16 protein-coding genes and 4 tRNA genes are annotated in these 17,395 nt (G+C 37.6%); 10 read left to right on the plus strand and 10 right to left on the minus strand.

Features of this window, described 5'->3' with window-relative positions:
• Positions 1 to 2 precede the first annotated feature (2 nt).
• Positions 3 to 1,235, minus strand: a complete 1,233-nt coding sequence (locus EMTOL_RS05935) for an NAD(P)/FAD-dependent oxidoreductase (RefSeq protein ID WP_015028364.1) — start codon at positions 1,233 to 1,235, stop codon at positions 3 to 5.
• Between the two features lie 225 nt (positions 1,236 to 1,460).
• Between EMTOL_RS05935 and EMTOL_RS05940 the strand changes: the two genes are divergently transcribed.
• Positions 1,461 to 2,234 carry an alpha/beta fold hydrolase gene (locus tag EMTOL_RS05940; RefSeq protein ID WP_015028365.1) on the plus strand — a complete coding sequence of 258 codons (774 nt, stop codon included), beginning with the start codon at positions 1,461 to 1,463 and terminating at the stop codon, positions 2,232 to 2,234.
• 35 nt (positions 2,235 to 2,269) lie between these two features.
• Positions 2,270 to 2,929, plus strand: coding sequence for a CBS domain-containing protein (locus EMTOL_RS05945; protein WP_015028366.1), 660 nt, complete (start codon positions 2,270 to 2,272; stop codon positions 2,927 to 2,929).
• 58 nt (positions 2,930 to 2,987) lie between these two features.
• On the opposite strand, the gene EMTOL_RS05950 is transcribed toward EMTOL_RS05945, so the two are convergent.
• The 8 genes from EMTOL_RS05950 to EMTOL_RS05985 form a co-directional block, all read right to left on the minus strand.
• Positions 2,988 to 4,202, minus strand: coding sequence for a TCR/Tet family MFS transporter (locus EMTOL_RS05950; protein WP_015028367.1), 1,215 nt, complete (start codon positions 4,200 to 4,202; stop codon positions 2,988 to 2,990).
• Between the two features lie 361 nt (positions 4,203 to 4,563).
• Positions 4,564 to 5,751, minus strand: coding sequence for an elongation factor Tu (gene tuf, locus EMTOL_RS05955; protein ID WP_015028368.1), 1,188 nt, complete (start codon positions 5,749 to 5,751; stop codon positions 4,564 to 4,566).
• 130 nt (positions 5,752 to 5,881) lie between these two features.
• A tRNA-Thr gene (locus tag EMTOL_RS05960) sits at positions 5,882 to 5,953 on the minus strand.
• 87 nt (positions 5,954 to 6,040) lie between these two features.
• A tRNA-Gly gene (locus tag EMTOL_RS05965) sits at positions 6,041 to 6,113 on the minus strand.
• A gap of 22 nt (positions 6,114 to 6,135) precedes the next feature.
• Positions 6,136 to 6,218 (minus strand) — tRNA-Tyr (locus tag EMTOL_RS05970).
• A gap of 374 nt (positions 6,219 to 6,592) precedes the next feature.
• A complete protein-coding gene (locus EMTOL_RS21700) occupies positions 6,593 to 7,639 on the minus strand; it encodes a hypothetical protein (RefSeq protein ID WP_305953184.1) in 1,047 nt (348 codons plus the stop codon).
• A gap of 114 nt (positions 7,640 to 7,753) precedes the next feature.
• Entirely contained in the window at positions 7,754 to 8,635 is an 882-nt protein-coding gene (locus EMTOL_RS05980) for a hypothetical protein (RefSeq protein WP_305953185.1), read from the minus strand.
• Positions 8,636 to 8,728: 93 nt separating this feature from the next.
• Positions 8,729 to 9,286, minus strand: coding sequence for an RNA polymerase sigma factor (locus EMTOL_RS05985; protein WP_015028371.1), 558 nt, complete (start codon positions 9,284 to 9,286; stop codon positions 8,729 to 8,731).
• A 287-nt stretch (positions 9,287 to 9,573) separates the two neighbouring features.
• On the opposite strand from EMTOL_RS05985, the gene EMTOL_RS05990 reads away from it, so the two are divergent.
• From EMTOL_RS05990 to EMTOL_RS06000, 3 genes are all read left to right on the plus strand, one after another.
• Positions 9,574 to 9,644: transfer RNA gene (locus EMTOL_RS05990), tRNA-Cys, on the plus strand.
• A 374-nt stretch (positions 9,645 to 10,018) separates the two neighbouring features.
• Entirely contained in the window at positions 10,019 to 12,430 is a 2,412-nt protein-coding gene (gene hsdR, locus EMTOL_RS05995) for an EcoAI/FtnUII family type I restriction enzme subunit R (RefSeq protein WP_015028373.1), read from the plus strand.
• Positions 12,431 to 12,439: 9 nt separating this feature from the next.
• Positions 12,440 to 13,042: a Fic/DOC family protein gene (locus EMTOL_RS06000; RefSeq protein WP_015028374.1), complete on the plus strand. Its 603-nt coding sequence runs from the start codon at positions 12,440 to 12,442 to the stop codon at positions 13,040 to 13,042.
• On the opposite strand, the gene EMTOL_RS22365 is transcribed toward EMTOL_RS06000, so the two are convergent.
• The gene (locus EMTOL_RS22365) at positions 13,020 to 13,178 is read right to left on the minus strand and encodes a hypothetical protein (protein WP_015028375.1); all 159 of its coding nucleotides are present in this window, start codon (positions 13,176 to 13,178) and stop codon (positions 13,020 to 13,022) included. The genes EMTOL_RS06000 and EMTOL_RS22365 overlap by 23 nt on opposite strands.
• 145 nt (positions 13,179 to 13,323) lie before the next feature.
• Here EMTOL_RS22365 and EMTOL_RS06005 point away from each other — a divergent pair, with 145 nt between their 5' ends.
• From EMTOL_RS06005 to EMTOL_RS06025, 5 genes are all read left to right on the plus strand, one after another.
• Positions 13,324 to 14,739 (plus strand): class I SAM-dependent DNA methyltransferase, encoded by a 1,416-nt coding sequence (locus EMTOL_RS06005; protein WP_015028376.1) that lies wholly within the window; start codon positions 13,324 to 13,326, stop codon positions 14,737 to 14,739.
• Positions 14,740 to 14,786: 47 nt separating this feature from the next.
• Positions 14,787 to 15,023 (plus strand): DUF8507 family protein, encoded by a 237-nt coding sequence (locus EMTOL_RS06010; protein ID WP_015028377.1) that lies wholly within the window; start codon positions 14,787 to 14,789, stop codon positions 15,021 to 15,023.
• Positions 15,020 to 15,433 carry a putative toxin-antitoxin system toxin component, PIN family gene (locus EMTOL_RS06015; protein ID WP_015028378.1) on the plus strand — a complete coding sequence of 138 codons (414 nt, stop codon included), beginning with the start codon at positions 15,020 to 15,022 and terminating at the stop codon, positions 15,431 to 15,433. Before EMTOL_RS06010 ends, EMTOL_RS06015 begins: the two co-directional genes overlap by 4 nt.
• Before the next feature lie 9 nt (positions 15,434 to 15,442).
• On the plus strand, positions 15,443 to 15,886 hold the full coding sequence (gene tnpA, locus EMTOL_RS06020; protein ID WP_015028379.1) for an IS200/IS605 family transposase: 444 nt from the start codon (positions 15,443 to 15,445) through the stop codon (positions 15,884 to 15,886).
• A 174-nt stretch (positions 15,887 to 16,060) separates the two neighbouring features.
• A complete protein-coding gene (locus EMTOL_RS06025) occupies positions 16,061 to 17,350 on the plus strand; it encodes a restriction endonuclease subunit S (RefSeq protein ID WP_015028380.1) in 1,290 nt (429 codons plus the stop codon).
• The last annotated feature ends 45 nt before the right edge of the window (positions 17,351 to 17,395 follow it).

The following is a 17,395-nucleotide window of genomic DNA, read 5'->3' on the forward strand; positions in this document are numbered from 1 at the left end:
AATTATTCCATAATCATCTGTGCTACTTCACGACCAGTTTTCATAGCAGCATTGAGCGATGGATAGGCCAAGTAATCGCCGCAGCGATAAAGATTACCGCTTAGTTTTAATTGCTGAACTTCATCACCTGCTCGGTATTGCACCAATGATTCTGGGATATGGTAAGTTTTTAAGTGCTTCCAAACGTTTACTTGAGCACCAAACCACTCGAATAATTCACGTTTGATTCGGTTCGTTAGGTTACGTTCATCTAATTTTTCTAAACCTTGTGTACTTACCGAAATCAATGTTTTGCCACCCTGACCATAATGCGAGGAAATATCACTCGGTACACATACATTATGCACGACACTCTTACGATTTGGATTCAAGGCTATAAATTTTTGTCCTTTCAACGGCGAAACTTCGGCTGAAAAATACGTACAGGTTGTTGTATTATATGCCCGTTCGGTGTTTTCACCTAAAAGTTCATCGCTTGTTTTAGGGTCAGTTGCTACCACAATTCTATCGGCTGTAATTACCTCACCCCCATCTAAAAATAATTGGTTTCCTTCAAAACCTTTCACACGTGCATTTTTACGAATACTAATTTTGGGCAACATCTCAGCAATTTGTTCAGGAATAGCCTGCATTCCTTCGGCGGGGATTGCGGCATCGCCTTTAAAAAATTGCTTAAATACAAACTGAAAGAAATTGCTTGAAGTAGCCAATTCATTTTCAAGAAATACACCCCCAAAAAATGGTTTGAAGAAATTATTAATCATTTTATCGCTCCAACCGTAGCTTCTTAAAAACGAAAGGGTATCAGTAGCATTCATATTGAAAATTTCATCCTCTGAAATTTCGGCTAATTCATTGGCAAATTTTCTTATTTTCAATTTATCACTAAGCGTACCAACCGATGAAAATGCCATTGTTAGATATGCCATTTTATTCTTGAAAGGGTTTTCCATTTTCATAAATCCCTTTTCAGTTTTTATCATAGCCCCAGAATTAAAATATCTTAAATCAAGGTTACTATAATTAAGTATTTTCTTTGCTTCTGGATAATTTGTTAATAAAATTTGAAAGCCCCTATCAAGTAAAAAACCATCTACATTATCGGTTCTTACACGCCCTCCTAAGGCATCTGAGCCTTCAAGTAATAGAAAACTATAGCCTTTTTCATTCAAATATTTTGCACAGGTTAACCCCGATATTCCACCACCGATAATAACAGTTGAAAAATCATTCATAAACTTTTATGGTAGGTTTGACGTTTTTAAATTAAAAGTTTTGAAAATTCGAATTTAAAGCCCTATTTTGTCTTTAATATCCACAAATATACCATCTTGTAAGTTACAAATCATGCTTGGCTATCTGAATTTCTTTTAGCTTAACATTCACAAGAGGTATTTTGTTAGCGTACAATACAAAAACCATTATACTGGAAACAGTAGTTAGAATTTTTAATTGAAAGAATGAATTACGAAGTAAAACACGAAGGCGAGTTTAAATACATTGATGAAGGTCAAGGCGATACTTTATTGATTTTACACGGGCTTTTTGGAGCATTGAGTAACTTTGATGATGTAATCGAAGGTTTCAAACACCGTTGTAGAATAGTAATACCTGTAATGCCTATTTATGATATGCCCATGCGTGAGGCAAGTTTAGAAGGTTTACGGGCTTTTATCGAACGCTTCGTTACATATAAAGAACTCAAGGATTTTATCATTCTTGGTAACTCGCTTGGTGGCCATGTTGGTCTTCTTTATACACTTTCACACCAAGAGAATATCAAGGCATTGGTACTTACCGGTAGTTCGGGGCTATTCGAAAACACCATGGGGGGCTCGTTTCCTAAACGTGGTAGTTACGAATATATCAAGGAACGAGTAGCTTATACTTTCTACGACCCAAACACCGCAACAAAAGAATTAATTGACGAATGTTTTGAAATTACATCGAGCATTCCGAAATGTATGAATATTGTGCAAATTGCCAAATCAGCTCAACGACACAATATGTCGAAAGAGATTCAAAGCATATATGTAAAAACTTGCTTAATTTGGGGGCTTAATGATACCATTACCCCTCCGCATGTAGGTTTCGAATTTAATCGACTCATAAAAAACTCTGAGCTCTACTTTATTGACAAATGCTGCCATGCCCCAATGATGGAGCGTCCAGCAGAATTTAATGTTTATCTTGAGAAATTTCTTGATAAAATTCAGGCTGAAGTAGCTGTTTAACGATTTTATTAAACTATTTAGATATTTCATTTTCAATGACAATTACCGAAATTATCAACCACGATTTGCCTGTTTTGAAGCCCTCTGATAGTGTTGGAGATGCTTTGAATTGGATGGAAGAAAACCGTATTGGGCAATTAATTGTAGTCGATGCGGGAAAATATGCAGGAATTGTCAGTGAAGATATCTTGATGGATTATGATGAAGATATGCCATTAGCTGATGTAATGCTTCAATTTTCAGAAATTACAATCAATGATTCTCAGCATATTTACGAATCACTAGGCCTCCTCTCGAAATATCATTTACAAGTACTTGCAGTTTTAGATGAAGAACAAAACTTTATAGGTCTTGTAGCTGCAACCGATGTTTACAACAAATTTGCTGAACTACTCGGTAGCCAAGAACCAGGGGCGGTTTTGGTTGTTTCAATCAAAAACCGTGATTATTCATTGGCCGAAATTAGTCGTTTGATAGAATCAGATAACGCTAAAGTACTTAGTAGTTATTTTTCGGGTAATACTTTCAATGACTCGGCAACTCTTACGCTTAAAATTAATCGAGAAAGCATCAACTCTATCATAGCCACTCTCGAAAGATTTGGTTATACAGTAGAAGCTAGCTATGCCCACGAGCCCATCGATAGCATTGAGCAAGAACGGTATGATTTACTAATGAAATATTTAAGTATATAAATGAAAAGGCTAAGATTTGAAAATCTTAGCCTTTTTTATAAAACTCCACCTATTTTTCTTAGACTTTATCTTTATTCAGTGTTCTCACAATTAATAATAAACTTAATAAACTGAGCACTGCTGCCGCCATAAAAGGTGCACCCGGAAAATAAATAGGAGCTCCTTTTTCGGTAAACTTATAAAAAAGAGAAGTCATCAAAATTGGGCCGATAATGGCTGCTACACTATTTAAACTTGTCAGTGAACCTTGCAATTCTCCTTGTTCGTTGGCAGGAATTTGAGTAGAAATAATACCTTGCATAGCAGGCCCTGCTAAACCACCCAACGAAAATGGCACCATAATGGCATACATCATCCAACCTTGATTGGCAAAAGCATAAGTAATCGAACAAATAATTGTAAACATAAAGCCAATATATATTGAATTCTTTGCCCCTAATTTCGGAATAGCCACTCGCGTAAGTCCACCTTGTACTAAAGCAATCATACAACCAATGAATGTCAGTGACCAACCTATTTCTTGATTCGTCCAATTAAACTTTTCTTTTACATAATATGACCAAGTTCCTTGAGTTGAAAAATTGGCAATATAAACCAAAAACAATGCCGCAACCAAGCCAATCAACATTGGGAAACGGCGTAAATTCAATAAAGCACCCACAGGATTTGCTCTTTTCCAATCAAATTTACGGCGATTTTCAAGCTTTAGTGATTCTGGTAAAATAAAGAATCCATAAAGCCAGTTTATCAGTGTTAAGACGCCCGACACCATAAATGGTACACGAGTACCGAAATCACTCGCTAAACCACCAATAATTGGCCCAATGATAAAACCTAAGCCAAATGCCGCTCCAATCATACCAAAATTTTGGGCTCTTTTCTCTGGAGTACTAATATCGGCCATATACGCTGCAGCAGTTGTGAAACTTGCTCCCATCACCCCAGCAATCAAACGTCCTACAAATAACCACTCAATTGTGGGAGCAAAGATTAGCAATACATAATCAAGGCCAAAGCCAAATAATGAAGCCAATAAAACGGGTCTTCTACCATATTGGTCGCTCAATCCACCCACTATAGGTGAGCATATAAATTGCATAACGGAATAAGCCGCAAATAAAAATCCACCATAACGTGCAGCTCCACTAACATCAGTATGAGCTAATTCAGAAATCAACGAAGGCATTACGGGAATAATTATCCCAAACCCTATCGAATCAATCAACATTGTGATGAATATGAAAATGGTTGCTGCATTTCTTTTATCAGACATATTTTATAGTTTTTGTTCTTTAGTTTTTAGTTATTCTTCAATCTCATGGTTTTTCCAAACAAATACTCATCAAATAGCATCTACTTTTTTAATCGTATCTAGTCATATAGTGATAGTATCTAAAAAATACTTTTCCCACGTAGAAAGTCTCTCTGAGCGAATGTAAGTAATTGGATTTAGAGTGATTACCTAAAATTTTGCTCTTTCTCTTATTCAGTAATTTTGTGCTTTAGGAATACTTAAACGCAAGTTAATCACAACTTTCCAAATCTCATGACATTTGATTTGAGTAATTATAAAAACAAAAAGCGTTCTCTTTCGAGAACGCTTTTCTATATGAATATCTATTAATCTTGGAAGATTAAGCGATGATTTCAGTTACCTGACCAGCACCTACTGTACGGCCACCTTCACGAATCGCGAAACGAAGACCTTTGTCCATCGCGATAGCGTTGATTAATTTCACCTCAATAGTGATATTATCACCAGGCATAACCATTTCTACTCCAGCTGGTAACGTGATTTCACCAGTTACGTCAGTTGTACGGAAGTAGAATTGAGGACGGTATTTGTTAAAGAATGGCGTGTGACGACCACCTTCTTCTTTGCTCAATACGTAAACCTCAGCTTTGAAGTGATTGTGAGGCTTAACTGAACCTGGCTTACAGATAACCATACCACGCTTGATATCAGTTTTCTCAATACCACGAAGCAATAAACCTACGTTATCACCAGCTTCTCCACGGTCAAGGATTTTACGGAACATCTCAACACCAGTTACAACTGATTTTAAGTTTTCAGCACCCATACCTAAGATTTCAACTGGCTCACCAGAGTTGATAACACCTGTTTCAATACGACCTGTTGCTACAGTACCACGACCTGTGATAGAGAACACGTCTTCAACTGGCATCAAGAATGGTTTGTCTGTTGCACGTGGAGGAAGTGGAATCCAAGTGTCAACAGCTTCCATCAATTGCTCGATAGTTGCTACCCACTTAGCATCTCCGTTCAAACCACCAAGAGCAGAACCTTGAATTACTGGGATATTATCACCGTCGAATTTGTAGAATGACAACAATTCGCGGATTTCCATTTCTACTAACTCTAATAATTCTGGGTCATCAACCATATCCACTTTGTTCATGAATACAACAAGTTGAGGAACACCTACCTGACGAGCAAGAAGGATGTGCTCACGAGTTTGTGGCATCGGACCGTCAGTAGCAGCAACTACAAGGATAGCACCGTCCATCTGAGCAGCACCAGTTACCATGTTCTTAACGTAGTCAGCGTGACCAGGACAGTCAACGTGTGCATAGTGACGGTTCGCTGTTGCATATTCTACGTGAGCAGTATTGATAGTAATACCACGCTCTTTTTCTTCAGGAGCATTGTCAATTGACGAGAAATCTCTTTTCTCTGCCAAACCTTTCTCTGCAAGTACTTTTGTGATGGCAGCCGTCAAAGTAGTTTTACCGTGGTCAACGTGACCGATGGTACCAATGTTTACGTGAGGCTTACTACGGTCAAAATTCTCTTTTGCCATGATTGATAAAGTCTATTATTGTTGTTCTTATATACTTAATTTAAAACTAATGCTTAATTTGGTTCTTGAAATCCTATCTGGACTCAAAATTTGGTAAGAAGTTCCTTAAAGTTAATTTAAGAAAGAAAAGAGCCTTTGAGCAGGATTGAACTGCCGACCTCTTCCTTACCAAGGAAGTGCTCTACCACTGAGCTACAAAGGCTTTTCAGTGAGCAGCTACGAGCGAAACAGCAATCAATCGGACCTGAAGATTAACAACTGTCATATTGTTAACTGTTTACTTACTAAGAGCGGGAGACGGGGCTCGAACCCGCCACCTATAGCTTGGAAGGCTATCGCTCTACCAAATGAGCTACTCCCGCTTGGAATCATTAAAGTAAAGAGTGGGGGCGGATGGATTCGAACCACCGTAAGCATACGCTAGCAGATTTACAGTCTGCCCCATTTGGCCACTCTGGTACACCCCCTTGTTAAATTTCTTCCCTTTTCTTAACGAGTCTTTTGTTGTGAACTCGTTGAATCGGAGTGCAAAATTATATTGTTTTTTTGTTTTGTCAAATAGTTGAGCAACTTTTTTTTATTTTTTTTTTATTTTTATTTCCCCTCTAACTAAGCTATCTAATACAAAACTTTATAAATCCACTGATAGACAATTATTTATGTAAAATACATCTAGCATAATTATCCATAAATCATTCCGAATTTATAACTATTTTTAATATGGAATATTTATTCAGTAGCCTTGCAAGAAGGGAATATTTTCTAAAAGCTTAAGTTGACATTTGAAAAATAAAAAGGCTATCCCAAAAAGATAGCCTTAATACTTCGAAACTAATGCATTCTATAATCTTAAGCCAATACTCCATGCCTGTAAACCTTTGGCATTTATTTGCTCAACCTTGAAAGTTTCGCTTAAATCATAGCGAACAAAGAAAGTTAAGCCTTTTTTCTTTCCTAATTCGGCAGTTAAGCCATATCTAAAGTCTTCTAAACCATAACTACCTTTTAACTTTTCTTTCTTGCCCCCATCATCATATTTAATTTTTCGATAACCACCAATACGGTAACCTACATAACCTCCCAAACCAATTCTAAATTTGGCTTCTTCAAAACCGAAATTAAGCAATATCGGAACATTCAGCATTGGCACTACCAATTTACTCTTAGAAAGGTTTTGTCCGAAATCTTTAAAAACCACTTGTTTTCCAAGCATTTCAGTTACCGTATTCCCCTCAAACATAAAATTATTCCAAGCTACTTCTGGTCCATAGGTAATGGCCACATCTACTTGCTTACCATTGATAAGGGTAGCATTTCTTTGTAGAGAAAGAGCCACGTATCTTGAACCCCAAGTATCAAGCGATGAACCGGTGGTAGAGCCTTTAGCCCAATTATTTAGACCTATATATAAACCAAAATCACTGCGTGAGAAGAATTTACCTGAACCTTTACTCTTTTTTTCTTTTTTATCATCATCCTCATTGCTCTCAGATTTATAGGTGCGGTTTTCTCTACTCCAATGGTCTTCGTTATCATTCCGAGAAGTATCTTGTCGAGCTACCGATAGCTCTTTTGGAGCACGCAAAACAATTTTAATATCACGTCCATCGCGAGCTACTACTAAGATGGTATCCTGTTTCTCGCCGTTACTTCCTGCTAAAACAATAGCTTTTTTACGCTCCAAAGAATCCACCCCCACGCTTTTCAATACATTTTCAAGGTCGAGTACTTTGGGTAAATCAAAATCTCTTTTGCTTGACGTATAAACCGTTACACGCTTTTTTACACCTTTATCGGTAAATTCAACAATGGTGGTATCTGATTTAAAGTTAGCTTTCACTGATAATACGCTCATTATCAGGAGCAGGGTAAAGTGTAGTTTTTTCATCGTTGTATTCCTATAATCAATAAGTTAGTTCATTATTTATTTATTAGCAAAATCAGTTAGTTTCAAAGAATTAATCGTCAAGCCTAATCACTTATTTGCCTTTCTATCCTTTAATTAATCTCTTTTTTGTAAACGTCCGACACGACGCTGAAAGAAATCTCGCACATCGGTAATATCTTCTTTAATTACACTGTTATCTACACGTGCCATGACATCTTTCACTCCTAACTTTTGCAAATCAACTTTTTCGCCATATTTGAAATGTTTGTATTCTCCATACAATTTGGCAATAAACGACTTTTCTTTCTCGTCTTTTTCTTGACTCAATCGCTCAACTTCTTCTGCAGAAGTAGCAGAATCTTCATTGATGGCTGGTATTACTTCATTGGCAGCCATTGTAGGTTCAAGTATAACGACCACCGACTCTCCAACATCTGTTTTAAATACACCTTGATTTTTGGGGTCTTCGGTTGGCTGAGCAGCGGCAATTGCCGTATGAGTTTCATCAAATATTGGCTGCGTGGTGGTTAAACTCACTAATTCCTCGGGTGAATCATCGAATTTCGGACTTGCAGCTGTCGTTGCTACCAAGCCGGATTTTTCTTCGGCCAAAACTCGTTCTATTAGCTTTCTTGAAGTTTTATGACTATTATTTGTCTGCACCTTAGCACCATCTGCTTTAGATAGTGTTGGAGTCATAGTTTGCGGTTCAACTGTTTTAGGCAATTCCACAGTAGTAGTTGATTGAACACTTGCTAAAGTTTGTACATCTGGAGAGCCTATCTGGCTCAAAAATCCAATCGAAAGAGCAATCGCCACCCCTGCAGCCGCAGCATAGTAAGTCCAGTTACGATTAACCCAGAAAAATCCACCTTTTGGTTTTTGTTGTTTTTCCTGCAAACGTGCCTGAAACTTCTCGAAAGCTTTCTGAGAAGGCTCTTGTCGATATTCCGCCAATTTTTTGGCAAAAAGTTCGTCAACTGGATGTTTTTTCATTTTTATTATCGAATTCATTTCCCGAATTGATTATTTGTTATTGGGAAATCTATTATTGAACATTTTATACTTTAATACTTTCTGATTTTGTAATTATCCGAAAGCTTTATTTTCGAGCTTCATGACTTTCGCCTGCAACATTGCTCTTGCTCGGCTTAATTGTGATTTTGAGGTACCTTCAGATATGCCAAGCATCTCGCCTATTTCGATGTGGTTGTACCCTTCAATGGCATATAGATTGAAAACTGTTCGATAACCTACGGGCAACTCTTCAATTATTCTTAATAAATCGGCTGCTTCGAGGTCAGTGCTAAACGAAGATTCGTTGGGTTCTTCGATGGCATATTCTAAATCTACCACCAGCATTTTTTTGCTTCGAACATACATTAATGCTTCGTTGACCATAATTTTACGCACCCAGCCTTCAAAACTCCCTTGGAATGTAAACTGGTCGATTTTATCAAAAACCCGCATAAAACCATCTATCATCACATCTTCGGCCTCCATCTTATCTCCTACGTAGCGAGTACACACCGCCAACATCTTCGACGCAAACTTTTCGTAGAGTTTGGTCTGTGCTTTGGGGTCTTGTCGCTGTACGGCCTTTGCGAGGTCGTATTCGTTGGAAAAAAGTGATAAAAGTTTAGCCATAAAATCTTGTGTTCAATACCAAGATGCAAAAAAATACAAATAGGGTTGCATGAAAATTAAGAATTAAGAATTGAGAATTAAGGGTTAGATTATAAATCTCTAATTATCAAATACTTACAAGCACACAATTCTTTGAGAATTTTATTTTCAAAGAAAATTTATATTTTTTTCTACAAAATCTTTGGGAGTTTGGCATGAGTCTTGTACTTTTGCAATCCGATTCCTCGGCTTCGCTCGGAAACCAAAATTGTTTAAATGGTAAGTGAGCGTTGTCAAACTCAAAATATGGTCCTGTGGCCGAGAGGCTAGGCAGAGCTCTGCAAAAGCTTCTACAGCGGTTCGAATCCGCTCGGGACCTCTGAAAAGTACAAAAAGCACCTCAAAAGGGTGCTTTTTTTGTTGTTTACAATTTTTGGTGAACCTCAAAAAAGCAAAACACTCAACAAACCCAAAGTTCCTAATACTGTTAAAAGCAAAGCTAAAAAAGTATAAATCCAGAATCTTCTCCAAAGCCTTAAAATGAGTGAAACACTTCATTTTAAGGCTTTTTTGTTTTTACACCATGATATTTTAAGTTTAGTAGTTCAAGCACTTCATTTTTTTCAAAGGTGTCCCCTCCTATTCTATCTCATCATCGTAGCATAGCATTTTTTAGACTTCTTTATTATCTTTGATATTTATTGATATTCACAACTGTCAATATACACTTTTACCTTAATACAACACAATGTAATGTTTAACAAAAAGCTGCTATCTGAAAGAGACATCTGCACGAAATACATTTCACCTGCCATCGAAAAAGCGGGTTGGAATAAGCACATTCACTACTTAGAGGAGGTAAACATTACCGCTGGTAAAATCTTGGTTAAAGGCTCACTCACTACACGAGCCAAAAACAAACGAGCTGACTATATTCTGTACTACAAAGACAATCCTGTTGCAATCATTGAGGCAAAAGACAATAACCATGCTATGGGTGCAGGTATGCAACAAGGTTTAGAATATGCCCGAATGCTTGATATTCCTTGCATTTTCAGTAGCAATGGCGATGGTTTTATTTTCCATGACAAAACTGCTCAAGATGAAAACATCGAGGTCGAAATTGGCTTAGATGAGTTTCCGAGTCCCGAAGCAATTTGGCTTAAATACAAAACTTTCAAAGGGCTTGATACACCCATTACTGAAAAGGTAGCTTTACAAAAATATTACTCCGATGGCAGCGGACGAAAACCTCGCTACTATCAACAAATAGCCATTAATCGCACGGTACAAGCTATTGCAAAAGGTAATAATCGCATTTTATTGATTATGGCCACTGGTACTGGTAAAACTTACACAGCGTTTCAAATAGCTTATATTTTATGGAAGGCCAGCGTTAAGAAACGCATTTTGTTTTTAGCTGACCGAACCGCTCTAATCGACCAAACTCGTAAAGGAGATTTTAAGCATTTTAAAGATAAAATGACGGTTGTAGAACATCGTCAGGTAGATAAAAGCTATGAAATCTATTTAGCACTCTATCAAGGCTTATCGGGCAATGAAGACGATAAAAATATCTACAAACAATTTTCACCCGAATTCTTCGACCTAATCATTGTTGATGAGTGCCATCGTGGTAGTGCAAAGGATGATAGTGCTTGGCGTGAAATATTGGCGTATTTCAGTAATGCCACACAAATCGGTTTGACAGCAACGCCTAAAGAAACCAAAGAAACAAGTAATATCGAATACTTTAAAGACCCTGTTTATACCTACTCGCTCAAACAAGGGATTGATGATGGTTTTTTAGCTCCGTATAAAGTCCTAAAAATGCAGTTTGGTATGAATTCGGGGGCGGAACAATGGCGACCCGAAAAAGACAAACTCGACAAGCAGGGCAATCTGATAGAAGACAGGGTATATAACCTCAAAGACTTTGACCGAAACTTAGTGATTGAAGAACGAACTCGAAAAGTAGCGAAACGTATCAGTGATTTCTTGAAAGCAACTAACCGTTTTGACAAAACGATTATCTTTTGTGAGGATATTGAACACGCTGAAAGAATGAGGTCGGAGATAGTGAACCAAAACCCTGACCTTTGCCGAGCAAATGATAAGTATGTAGTGCGTATCACTGGGGATAATGACGAGGGCAAACGAGAATTAGACAATTTCATTAACCCCGAAGAAACTTATCCTGTCATTGCCACTACATCGGAGTTAATGACCACTGGCGTTGATGCTCAGACCTGCAAATTGATTGTGTTAGATGCCAATATTGGTTCAATGACCAAGTTTAAGCAAATCATCGGGCGTGGCACTCGCATCAATGAAGAGTTTGGTAAACGATTCTTTACTATCATGGATTTTAGAAGTGCGACCGAGCTTTTTGCCGATAAAAACTTTGACGGTGAGCCGATTCGGATAAAAGAAATAAACGAAGAAACCGATTTTGAGGAGATTGTAGCGGAGGAAAACGATTTAGAAGCTCCTATTTCGAGCGAATATGATGCAGAGGAAACGGTAGCACTCGAAAATGCTGTAAACGAAACAAAAGAGACTTATAAAACAAAAGATTTCTTTTCGGCAACACCTAACAAACGCACCAAAGTCTTTGTGAATGGCGTAGAAGTTACGCTATTGGTTGAGCGTGAAATGTATTTCGATAATGATGGTAAGCCGATTACTAAAAGTCTGAAAGATTACACCAAAGATATTATTCAGGCACGATATAATTCATTAGATGAATTTTTGAATAAATGGAATGCCACCGATAGAAAAGATGCCATCATTGCCGAACTCGAAGAACAAGGCATATTCATTGAACATTTAAAAGAAGCCGTAAACAAGGATTTTGATTTGTTCGACCTTATTTGCCACATCGCATTTGAGCAGCCTCCATTGAGCCGTAAAGACCGAGTAGAAAGTGTAAAAAAACGCAATTATTTTACGAAGTATGGCGAACAAGCTCGCAAGATTCTCGAAACACTTTTAGAGAAATACGGAGAAGAGGGCATTGAGAATTTAGAAAACATTGATATTCTGAAAGTGCAGCCACTAAGCCAATTTGGTTCGGCTTACGAGATTATCACTACTTTTGGGGGTAAAAGCAAGTATTTACAGGCTATTAAAGAATTAGAAAACGAAATTTATAAAACTGCATAAGTGGCATTTATGAAATATCAAACTTCTTATGACCAGAATGAAAACCTACCCAATAAGCAGGGACTTCTGAATAAAGATGAAATAGACTTAGCCGAATTTGAAGGTTTTTTAACTGCCGAAATCTTACTTACTGATAAGCTAACTTCAAAAACTAAATTCGACTTAAAATATATTCAAAACATACATTTGTTGGCATTGGGTGAACTTTACGACTTTGCAGGAAAATGGCGAACCGTAAATTTATCAAAAGGAGGTTATGTCTTTGCTTCGGCTCAGTTTTTAGACCAAACCATGCAATATTTTGAAGATGAAATGCTGAAAAACTTACCTAAAAGATATGCTTCAAAAGAAGATTTATTGAATGATGTAGCAAAAATTCATGCTGAATTACTCTTTATACACCCTTTTAGAGAGGGGAATGGACGAGCAGCTCGGATATTAGCAAATTTGATGTGCAGAAAATACGGTTATGAGCCACCCAATTGGGAGTTGATAAGCAAAGATGAAAAAGAGCCTTTAAATTTCGGAATTTATGTAAAGGCTGTTCAACAGGCTGCTAATCAAGACTATACCCTCATGCAGCAAATTTTTAGGCAGATTTCTCTATCTTGATTAATACTTTTTGTAGTATCTTTTGGGCGGTATCTGGTGGAATATTAATTCCTTCCAAACTGCCTGAAGCAATAGCCGAGGCAAGGATAGAATTATAAAGTATAGTATTTTTACTATTGTTTTTTGCCTTTATCATAACAATATTCTATATGAATCACATAAAAAGCAATCTTTTGTAAGTCGTGCCGATATTGTAGCAACCCCGACAGGTGTAGGTTATAGCATACAAAAATTGCTTATGTAAAGTTACAAAAATTATATTTTAAAACAAATTATAGTAAATGACCAACATTTCAGGCACAATAAAAAGTATCCGTGATATCATGTGGCAAGACACTGGCCTTAATGGCGATGCCCAACGTATTGAGCAGCTCGGATGGATGCTTTTCTTTAAGATTTTCTCGGATAAAGATAAAGAACTCGAACTCATTGACGATAATTATAAAAGCCCAATCCCCGACCATTTTCATTGGGAAGAATGGGCTGCCAACGACGAAGGAATAACGGGCGACGAACTCCTCAGTTTTATTGACCGTGAGTTGTTTCCTGCTTTGCGTAATATTGATGTCTCGACTGGCAACCGTCGGGCTTTGATAGTGCGTGAGGTGTTTGAGGGCAACAACAACTACATGAAAAGCGGCACGAATATCCGCAAGGTGCTAAACAAGCTCAACGAAATTGATTTTAATATTGCCAAAGACCGCCACGCTTTTGGCGAGCTATATGAGGGTATCTTGAAAGAACTCCAAAGTGCGGGCAAAAGTGGCGAGTTTTATACCCCAAGAGCCATTACGCAGTTTATTACCGACATCATCAACCCCAAAATTGGTGAGCGGATTCTCGACCCTGCTTGTGGCACTGGTGGGTATCTGACTTGTGCCATTGAGCATCTGAAAAAACAAGCCAATAACGTTGAGCAACTCAAAAGCATTACCGAAAACATTGCAGGTTGGGAATACAAACCACTGCCGTTTTTGTTGGCTACTACCAACCTGATTTTACACGATATTGAAGTACCAAACATTCGTTTTGGCGATGCTCTCGACCAACCTTTGAGCAATTTTACCGAAAAAGACCGAGTAAACGTAATCTTGGCAAATCCGCCGTTTGGTGGCATTGTAGCCAATGGCAATGAGTCGAATTTTCCGCAGAATTTCCGTACGAAAGAAAGTGCCGATTTGTTTTTGATTCTGATGATTCATTTGCTCAAAGCTGGCGGACGTGCAGGCATTGTACTACCCGATGGTAGCCTCACGGGCGAGGGCGTGAAACAACGAGTACGTGAAAAACTACTGAAAGACTGTAACCTACACACCATCATAAGGCTACCACAGAGTGTTTTTGCCCCTTACGCCACCGTAAATACCAATCTTTTGTTTTTTGATAAAGGCACGCCAACCAAAGAGATTTGGTACTACGAACACACCCTACCCGAAGGACAAAAAGCATATAGCAAGACCAAAACCATAAAAGTTGAGGAGTTTGAGCCAATAAAACAATGGTGGCACAACCGCCAAGAAAGCGAGGTAGCTTGGAAGGTCTCGATTGATACCATCATTGAGCGAGGCTATGATTTGGATATTAAAAACCCGAATAAAGTGGTAGAGGAAGTGGTTTATGATAGAAAAGCGATTATCGAAAATCTTGAAAAATCGTTTAGGGCTTCTTTGGCGATTATTGAAGAACTAAAACTTTAAATTTCAAGTTTATTTTGGAGAAATTCGTAAATTCGTAAAAAAACACTATGCAAACTACCACAGCCCCCTTGTCGCCTTTGCAATTAGAGTTGCTCAAATCCTTTAGTCAGCAGTCGGTTACGGAGCAAGATTTGATACAAATCAAAATCTTGCTATCGAAGTTTTTTGCCCAAAAGGCATCAAAAGAAGCTCAAAAAGTGATCGAAACCAAAGGATTGAGCAAAGCCGAAGTAAATCAGTTGGCAGAGCAGCACCAACGCACACCTTATAAAACCACTAAATGAGGATTGTTTTAGATACGAATGTACTTGTAAGTGCGATTTCGCCCATTTCTGATTATTATTGGATTTATGAAAGCATCTTTGATGGTAAACTGACGCTATGCGTAAGCACCGATATTTTGACAGAATATGCCGAAATACTCGAACGTTTCTATGGCTACGTAGTTGCCGAAGCCACCCTTACTGCTCTTTCATACTCGCCTTTTGTAGAGCAGTTTAGCCCTTCTTACTTCTGGAATATGATTACGCAAGATGCCGACGACAACAAATTTGTTGATTGTGCCATTTCGGCAAGTGCCGACTACATCATTACGCTTGATAAACATTTCAATGTACTACAAAACATACCTTTTCCGAAGGTTTTGGTACTAAAACCTAATGAATTATTGATTAAATCGGAGGAGGAGAAATGAAGAAAAGTTATGCCATTTATTAAAGTCTATATTCATTTTGTTTGGAGTACCAAAAACCGAGAGCAATCTCTCGTTACCAAAGAGATTCGGCAGATGGTTTGGCAACATATCAGAGAAAATGCCCGAGAAAAAGGTGTTTTTATAGATTTCATCAATGGCTATTCCGACCACTGCCATTGCTTGGTTTCACTCGGAGTTGACCAAACTATTCAGAAAATAATGCAACTCATTAAGGGGGAATCTTCTTTTTGGATAAACAAGCATAAGATTATCGAACAAAAATTTGAATGGCAAGATGAATACTTTGCTGTATCGGTTTCAGAATCGATGATTGATAAAGTTAGGAATTATATCAAAAACCAGGAAGAACATCATAAAACGAAGACATTTGAACAAGAATATGATGAATTTATTTTGAAATATGGATTTGAAAAGTTTAAAGATAATCAATGAATTTCGGCTAAAGCCAATTTTGTGATGATGTTATTTCTGTTTTCCTCCAGCTAAAGCAGGAGGCAATTCAGCAAGATGTAATTCAATGAATAGAATAGCCCCCATTTTCAAATGGGGTAACATAAAAACAATTATCCAATTGGCTTTAGCCAAATGATAAATAGAGAGATATAAATGAAATATAGATTAGGAGACATTTGTACCATCACCAAAGGCGAAACTGGCATTATGAAAGCCATTGATGGAGCTTACACGATGGTTACTTTGGGAGAAGCCAACAAAACACACAATGCTTATCAGTTTGATACTAAGGCGGTTATTATTCCTTTAGTTTCTTCTACTGGACACGGACACGCCAGCATGAAACGAGTAAAATACCAAGAAGGGAAATTTGCATTGGGCAGCATTCTTTGTGCAGTCATACCGAAAGATGAAAACTTTGTTTTGGCTAAATACCTGCACATTTATTTGCACTGGAATAGAGAAGAATTATTGGTTTCGCAGATGAAAGGAATGGCAAATGTAAGTTTGCCGATGAATAAAATTGCCGATGTAATTGTAACTGTACCGAGCCTTGAAAAGCAAAAAGAAATAGTTGAGTTGGAGAAAAAATTGGTTGAAAAAGAGCTTGAAGCCGACAAACTTTATACCCACCAACTCACCCTCATAGAAAACCTAAACCAAGCTATTTTACAAGAAGCGGTGCAAGGGAAATTAGTACCACAAGACCCCACCGATGAGCCAGCCAGCCAATTATTGGAGCGAATAAAAGCAGAAAAAGCCAAAACAGGCAAAAAAGAAAAACCGCTACCACCCATCAAACCCGAAGAAATACCTTTTGAAATTCCTGACAATTGGGTTTGGTGTAGGTTGGGGGAAATTATTAACTTCATTTCGGGAAATAATTTTGAAAGTACCGATTTTTTTAAAGGAAATGGTGTAAAATGTATTAAAATAACTAATGCAGGGGTTGGGCAAATTATTGAGACTGATGATGTTCTACCATTTGAATTTCTTGAAAAATATAGCCAATTCATTGTAAATGAAGGGGATTTAATTCTTGCATTGACTCGTCCTTACATTTCGACAGGGTTAAAAATAAGTATTTGCCCTCCTTCATATCATCAATCTTTGCTAAATCAAAGAGTAGCTGTAATCCGACCAATTTCAGGTGTTATAAGTTCTTTCTTGTTTCAGTTTTTATCATCAAGTATAGTTTTAAAAATTTATCAAGATAAATTTGATGGACAAGGACAACAACCAAATCTAAAAAAAGAGGATGTTACAAATTTATTTTTCCCTCTTCCGCCCCTATCCGAGCAGCAGCGAATAGTAGCCGAAATAGAAAAGCAATTGAGCAAAACCAAAGAACTAAAGGCACACATCATAGCCAACCAACAAGCCACCGAGCAATTGCTCAAAGCACTATTGCATGGGGCTTTTGAGGTGGAGGAGAACGTGTAAATAGATTTATTATGCAATAAAAAGATTTACATAACTTAATTGATA

It is taken from the genome of Emticicia oligotrophica DSM 17448, assembly GCF_000263195.1.
Taxonomy (GTDB): domain Bacteria; phylum Bacteroidota; class Bacteroidia; order Cytophagales; family Spirosomataceae; genus Emticicia; species Emticicia oligotrophica.

Coding starts and splice junctions, on each gene's coding strand:
- EMTOL_RS05935 (WP_015028364.1), bottom strand. CDS start 1,235: ATGAATGATTTTTCAACTGTTATTATCGGTGGTGGAATATCGGGGTTA.
- EMTOL_RS05940 (WP_015028365.1), top strand. CDS start 1,461: ATGAATTACGAAGTAAAACACGAAGGCGAGTTTAAATACATTGATGAA.
- EMTOL_RS05945 (WP_015028366.1), top strand. CDS start 2,270: ATGACAATTACCGAAATTATCAACCACGATTTGCCTGTTTTGAAGCCC.
- EMTOL_RS05950 (WP_015028367.1), bottom strand. CDS start 4,202: ATGTCTGATAAAAGAAATGCAGCAACCATTTTCATATTCATCACAATG.
- tuf (WP_015028368.1), bottom strand. CDS start 5,751: ATGGCAAAAGAGAATTTTGACCGTAGTAAGCCTCACGTAAACATTGGT.
- EMTOL_RS21700 (WP_305953184.1), bottom strand. CDS start 7,639: ATGAAAAAACTACACTTTACCCTGCTCCTGATAATGAGCGTATTATCA.
- EMTOL_RS05980 (WP_305953185.1), bottom strand. CDS start 8,635: ATGAAAAAACATCCAGTTGACGAACTTTTTGCCAAAAAATTGGCGGAA.
- EMTOL_RS05985 (WP_015028371.1), bottom strand. CDS start 9,286: ATGGCTAAACTTTTATCACTTTTTTCCAACGAATACGACCTCGCAAAG.
- hsdR (WP_015028373.1), top strand. CDS start 10,019: ATGTTTAACAAAAAGCTGCTATCTGAAAGAGACATCTGCACGAAATAC.
- EMTOL_RS06000 (WP_015028374.1), top strand. CDS start 12,440: ATGAAATATCAAACTTCTTATGACCAGAATGAAAACCTACCCAATAAG.
- EMTOL_RS22365 (WP_015028375.1), bottom strand. CDS start 13,178: ATGATAAAGGCAAAAAACAATAGTAAAAATACTATACTTTATAATTCT.
- EMTOL_RS06005 (WP_015028376.1), top strand. CDS start 13,324: ATGACCAACATTTCAGGCACAATAAAAAGTATCCGTGATATCATGTGG.
- EMTOL_RS06010 (WP_015028377.1), top strand. CDS start 14,787: ATGCAAACTACCACAGCCCCCTTGTCGCCTTTGCAATTAGAGTTGCTC.
- EMTOL_RS06015 (WP_015028378.1), top strand. CDS start 15,020: ATGAGGATTGTTTTAGATACGAATGTACTTGTAAGTGCGATTTCGCCC.
- tnpA (WP_015028379.1), top strand. CDS start 15,443: ATGCCATTTATTAAAGTCTATATTCATTTTGTTTGGAGTACCAAAAAC.
- EMTOL_RS06025 (WP_015028380.1), top strand. CDS start 16,061: ATGAAATATAGATTAGGAGACATTTGTACCATCACCAAAGGCGAAACT.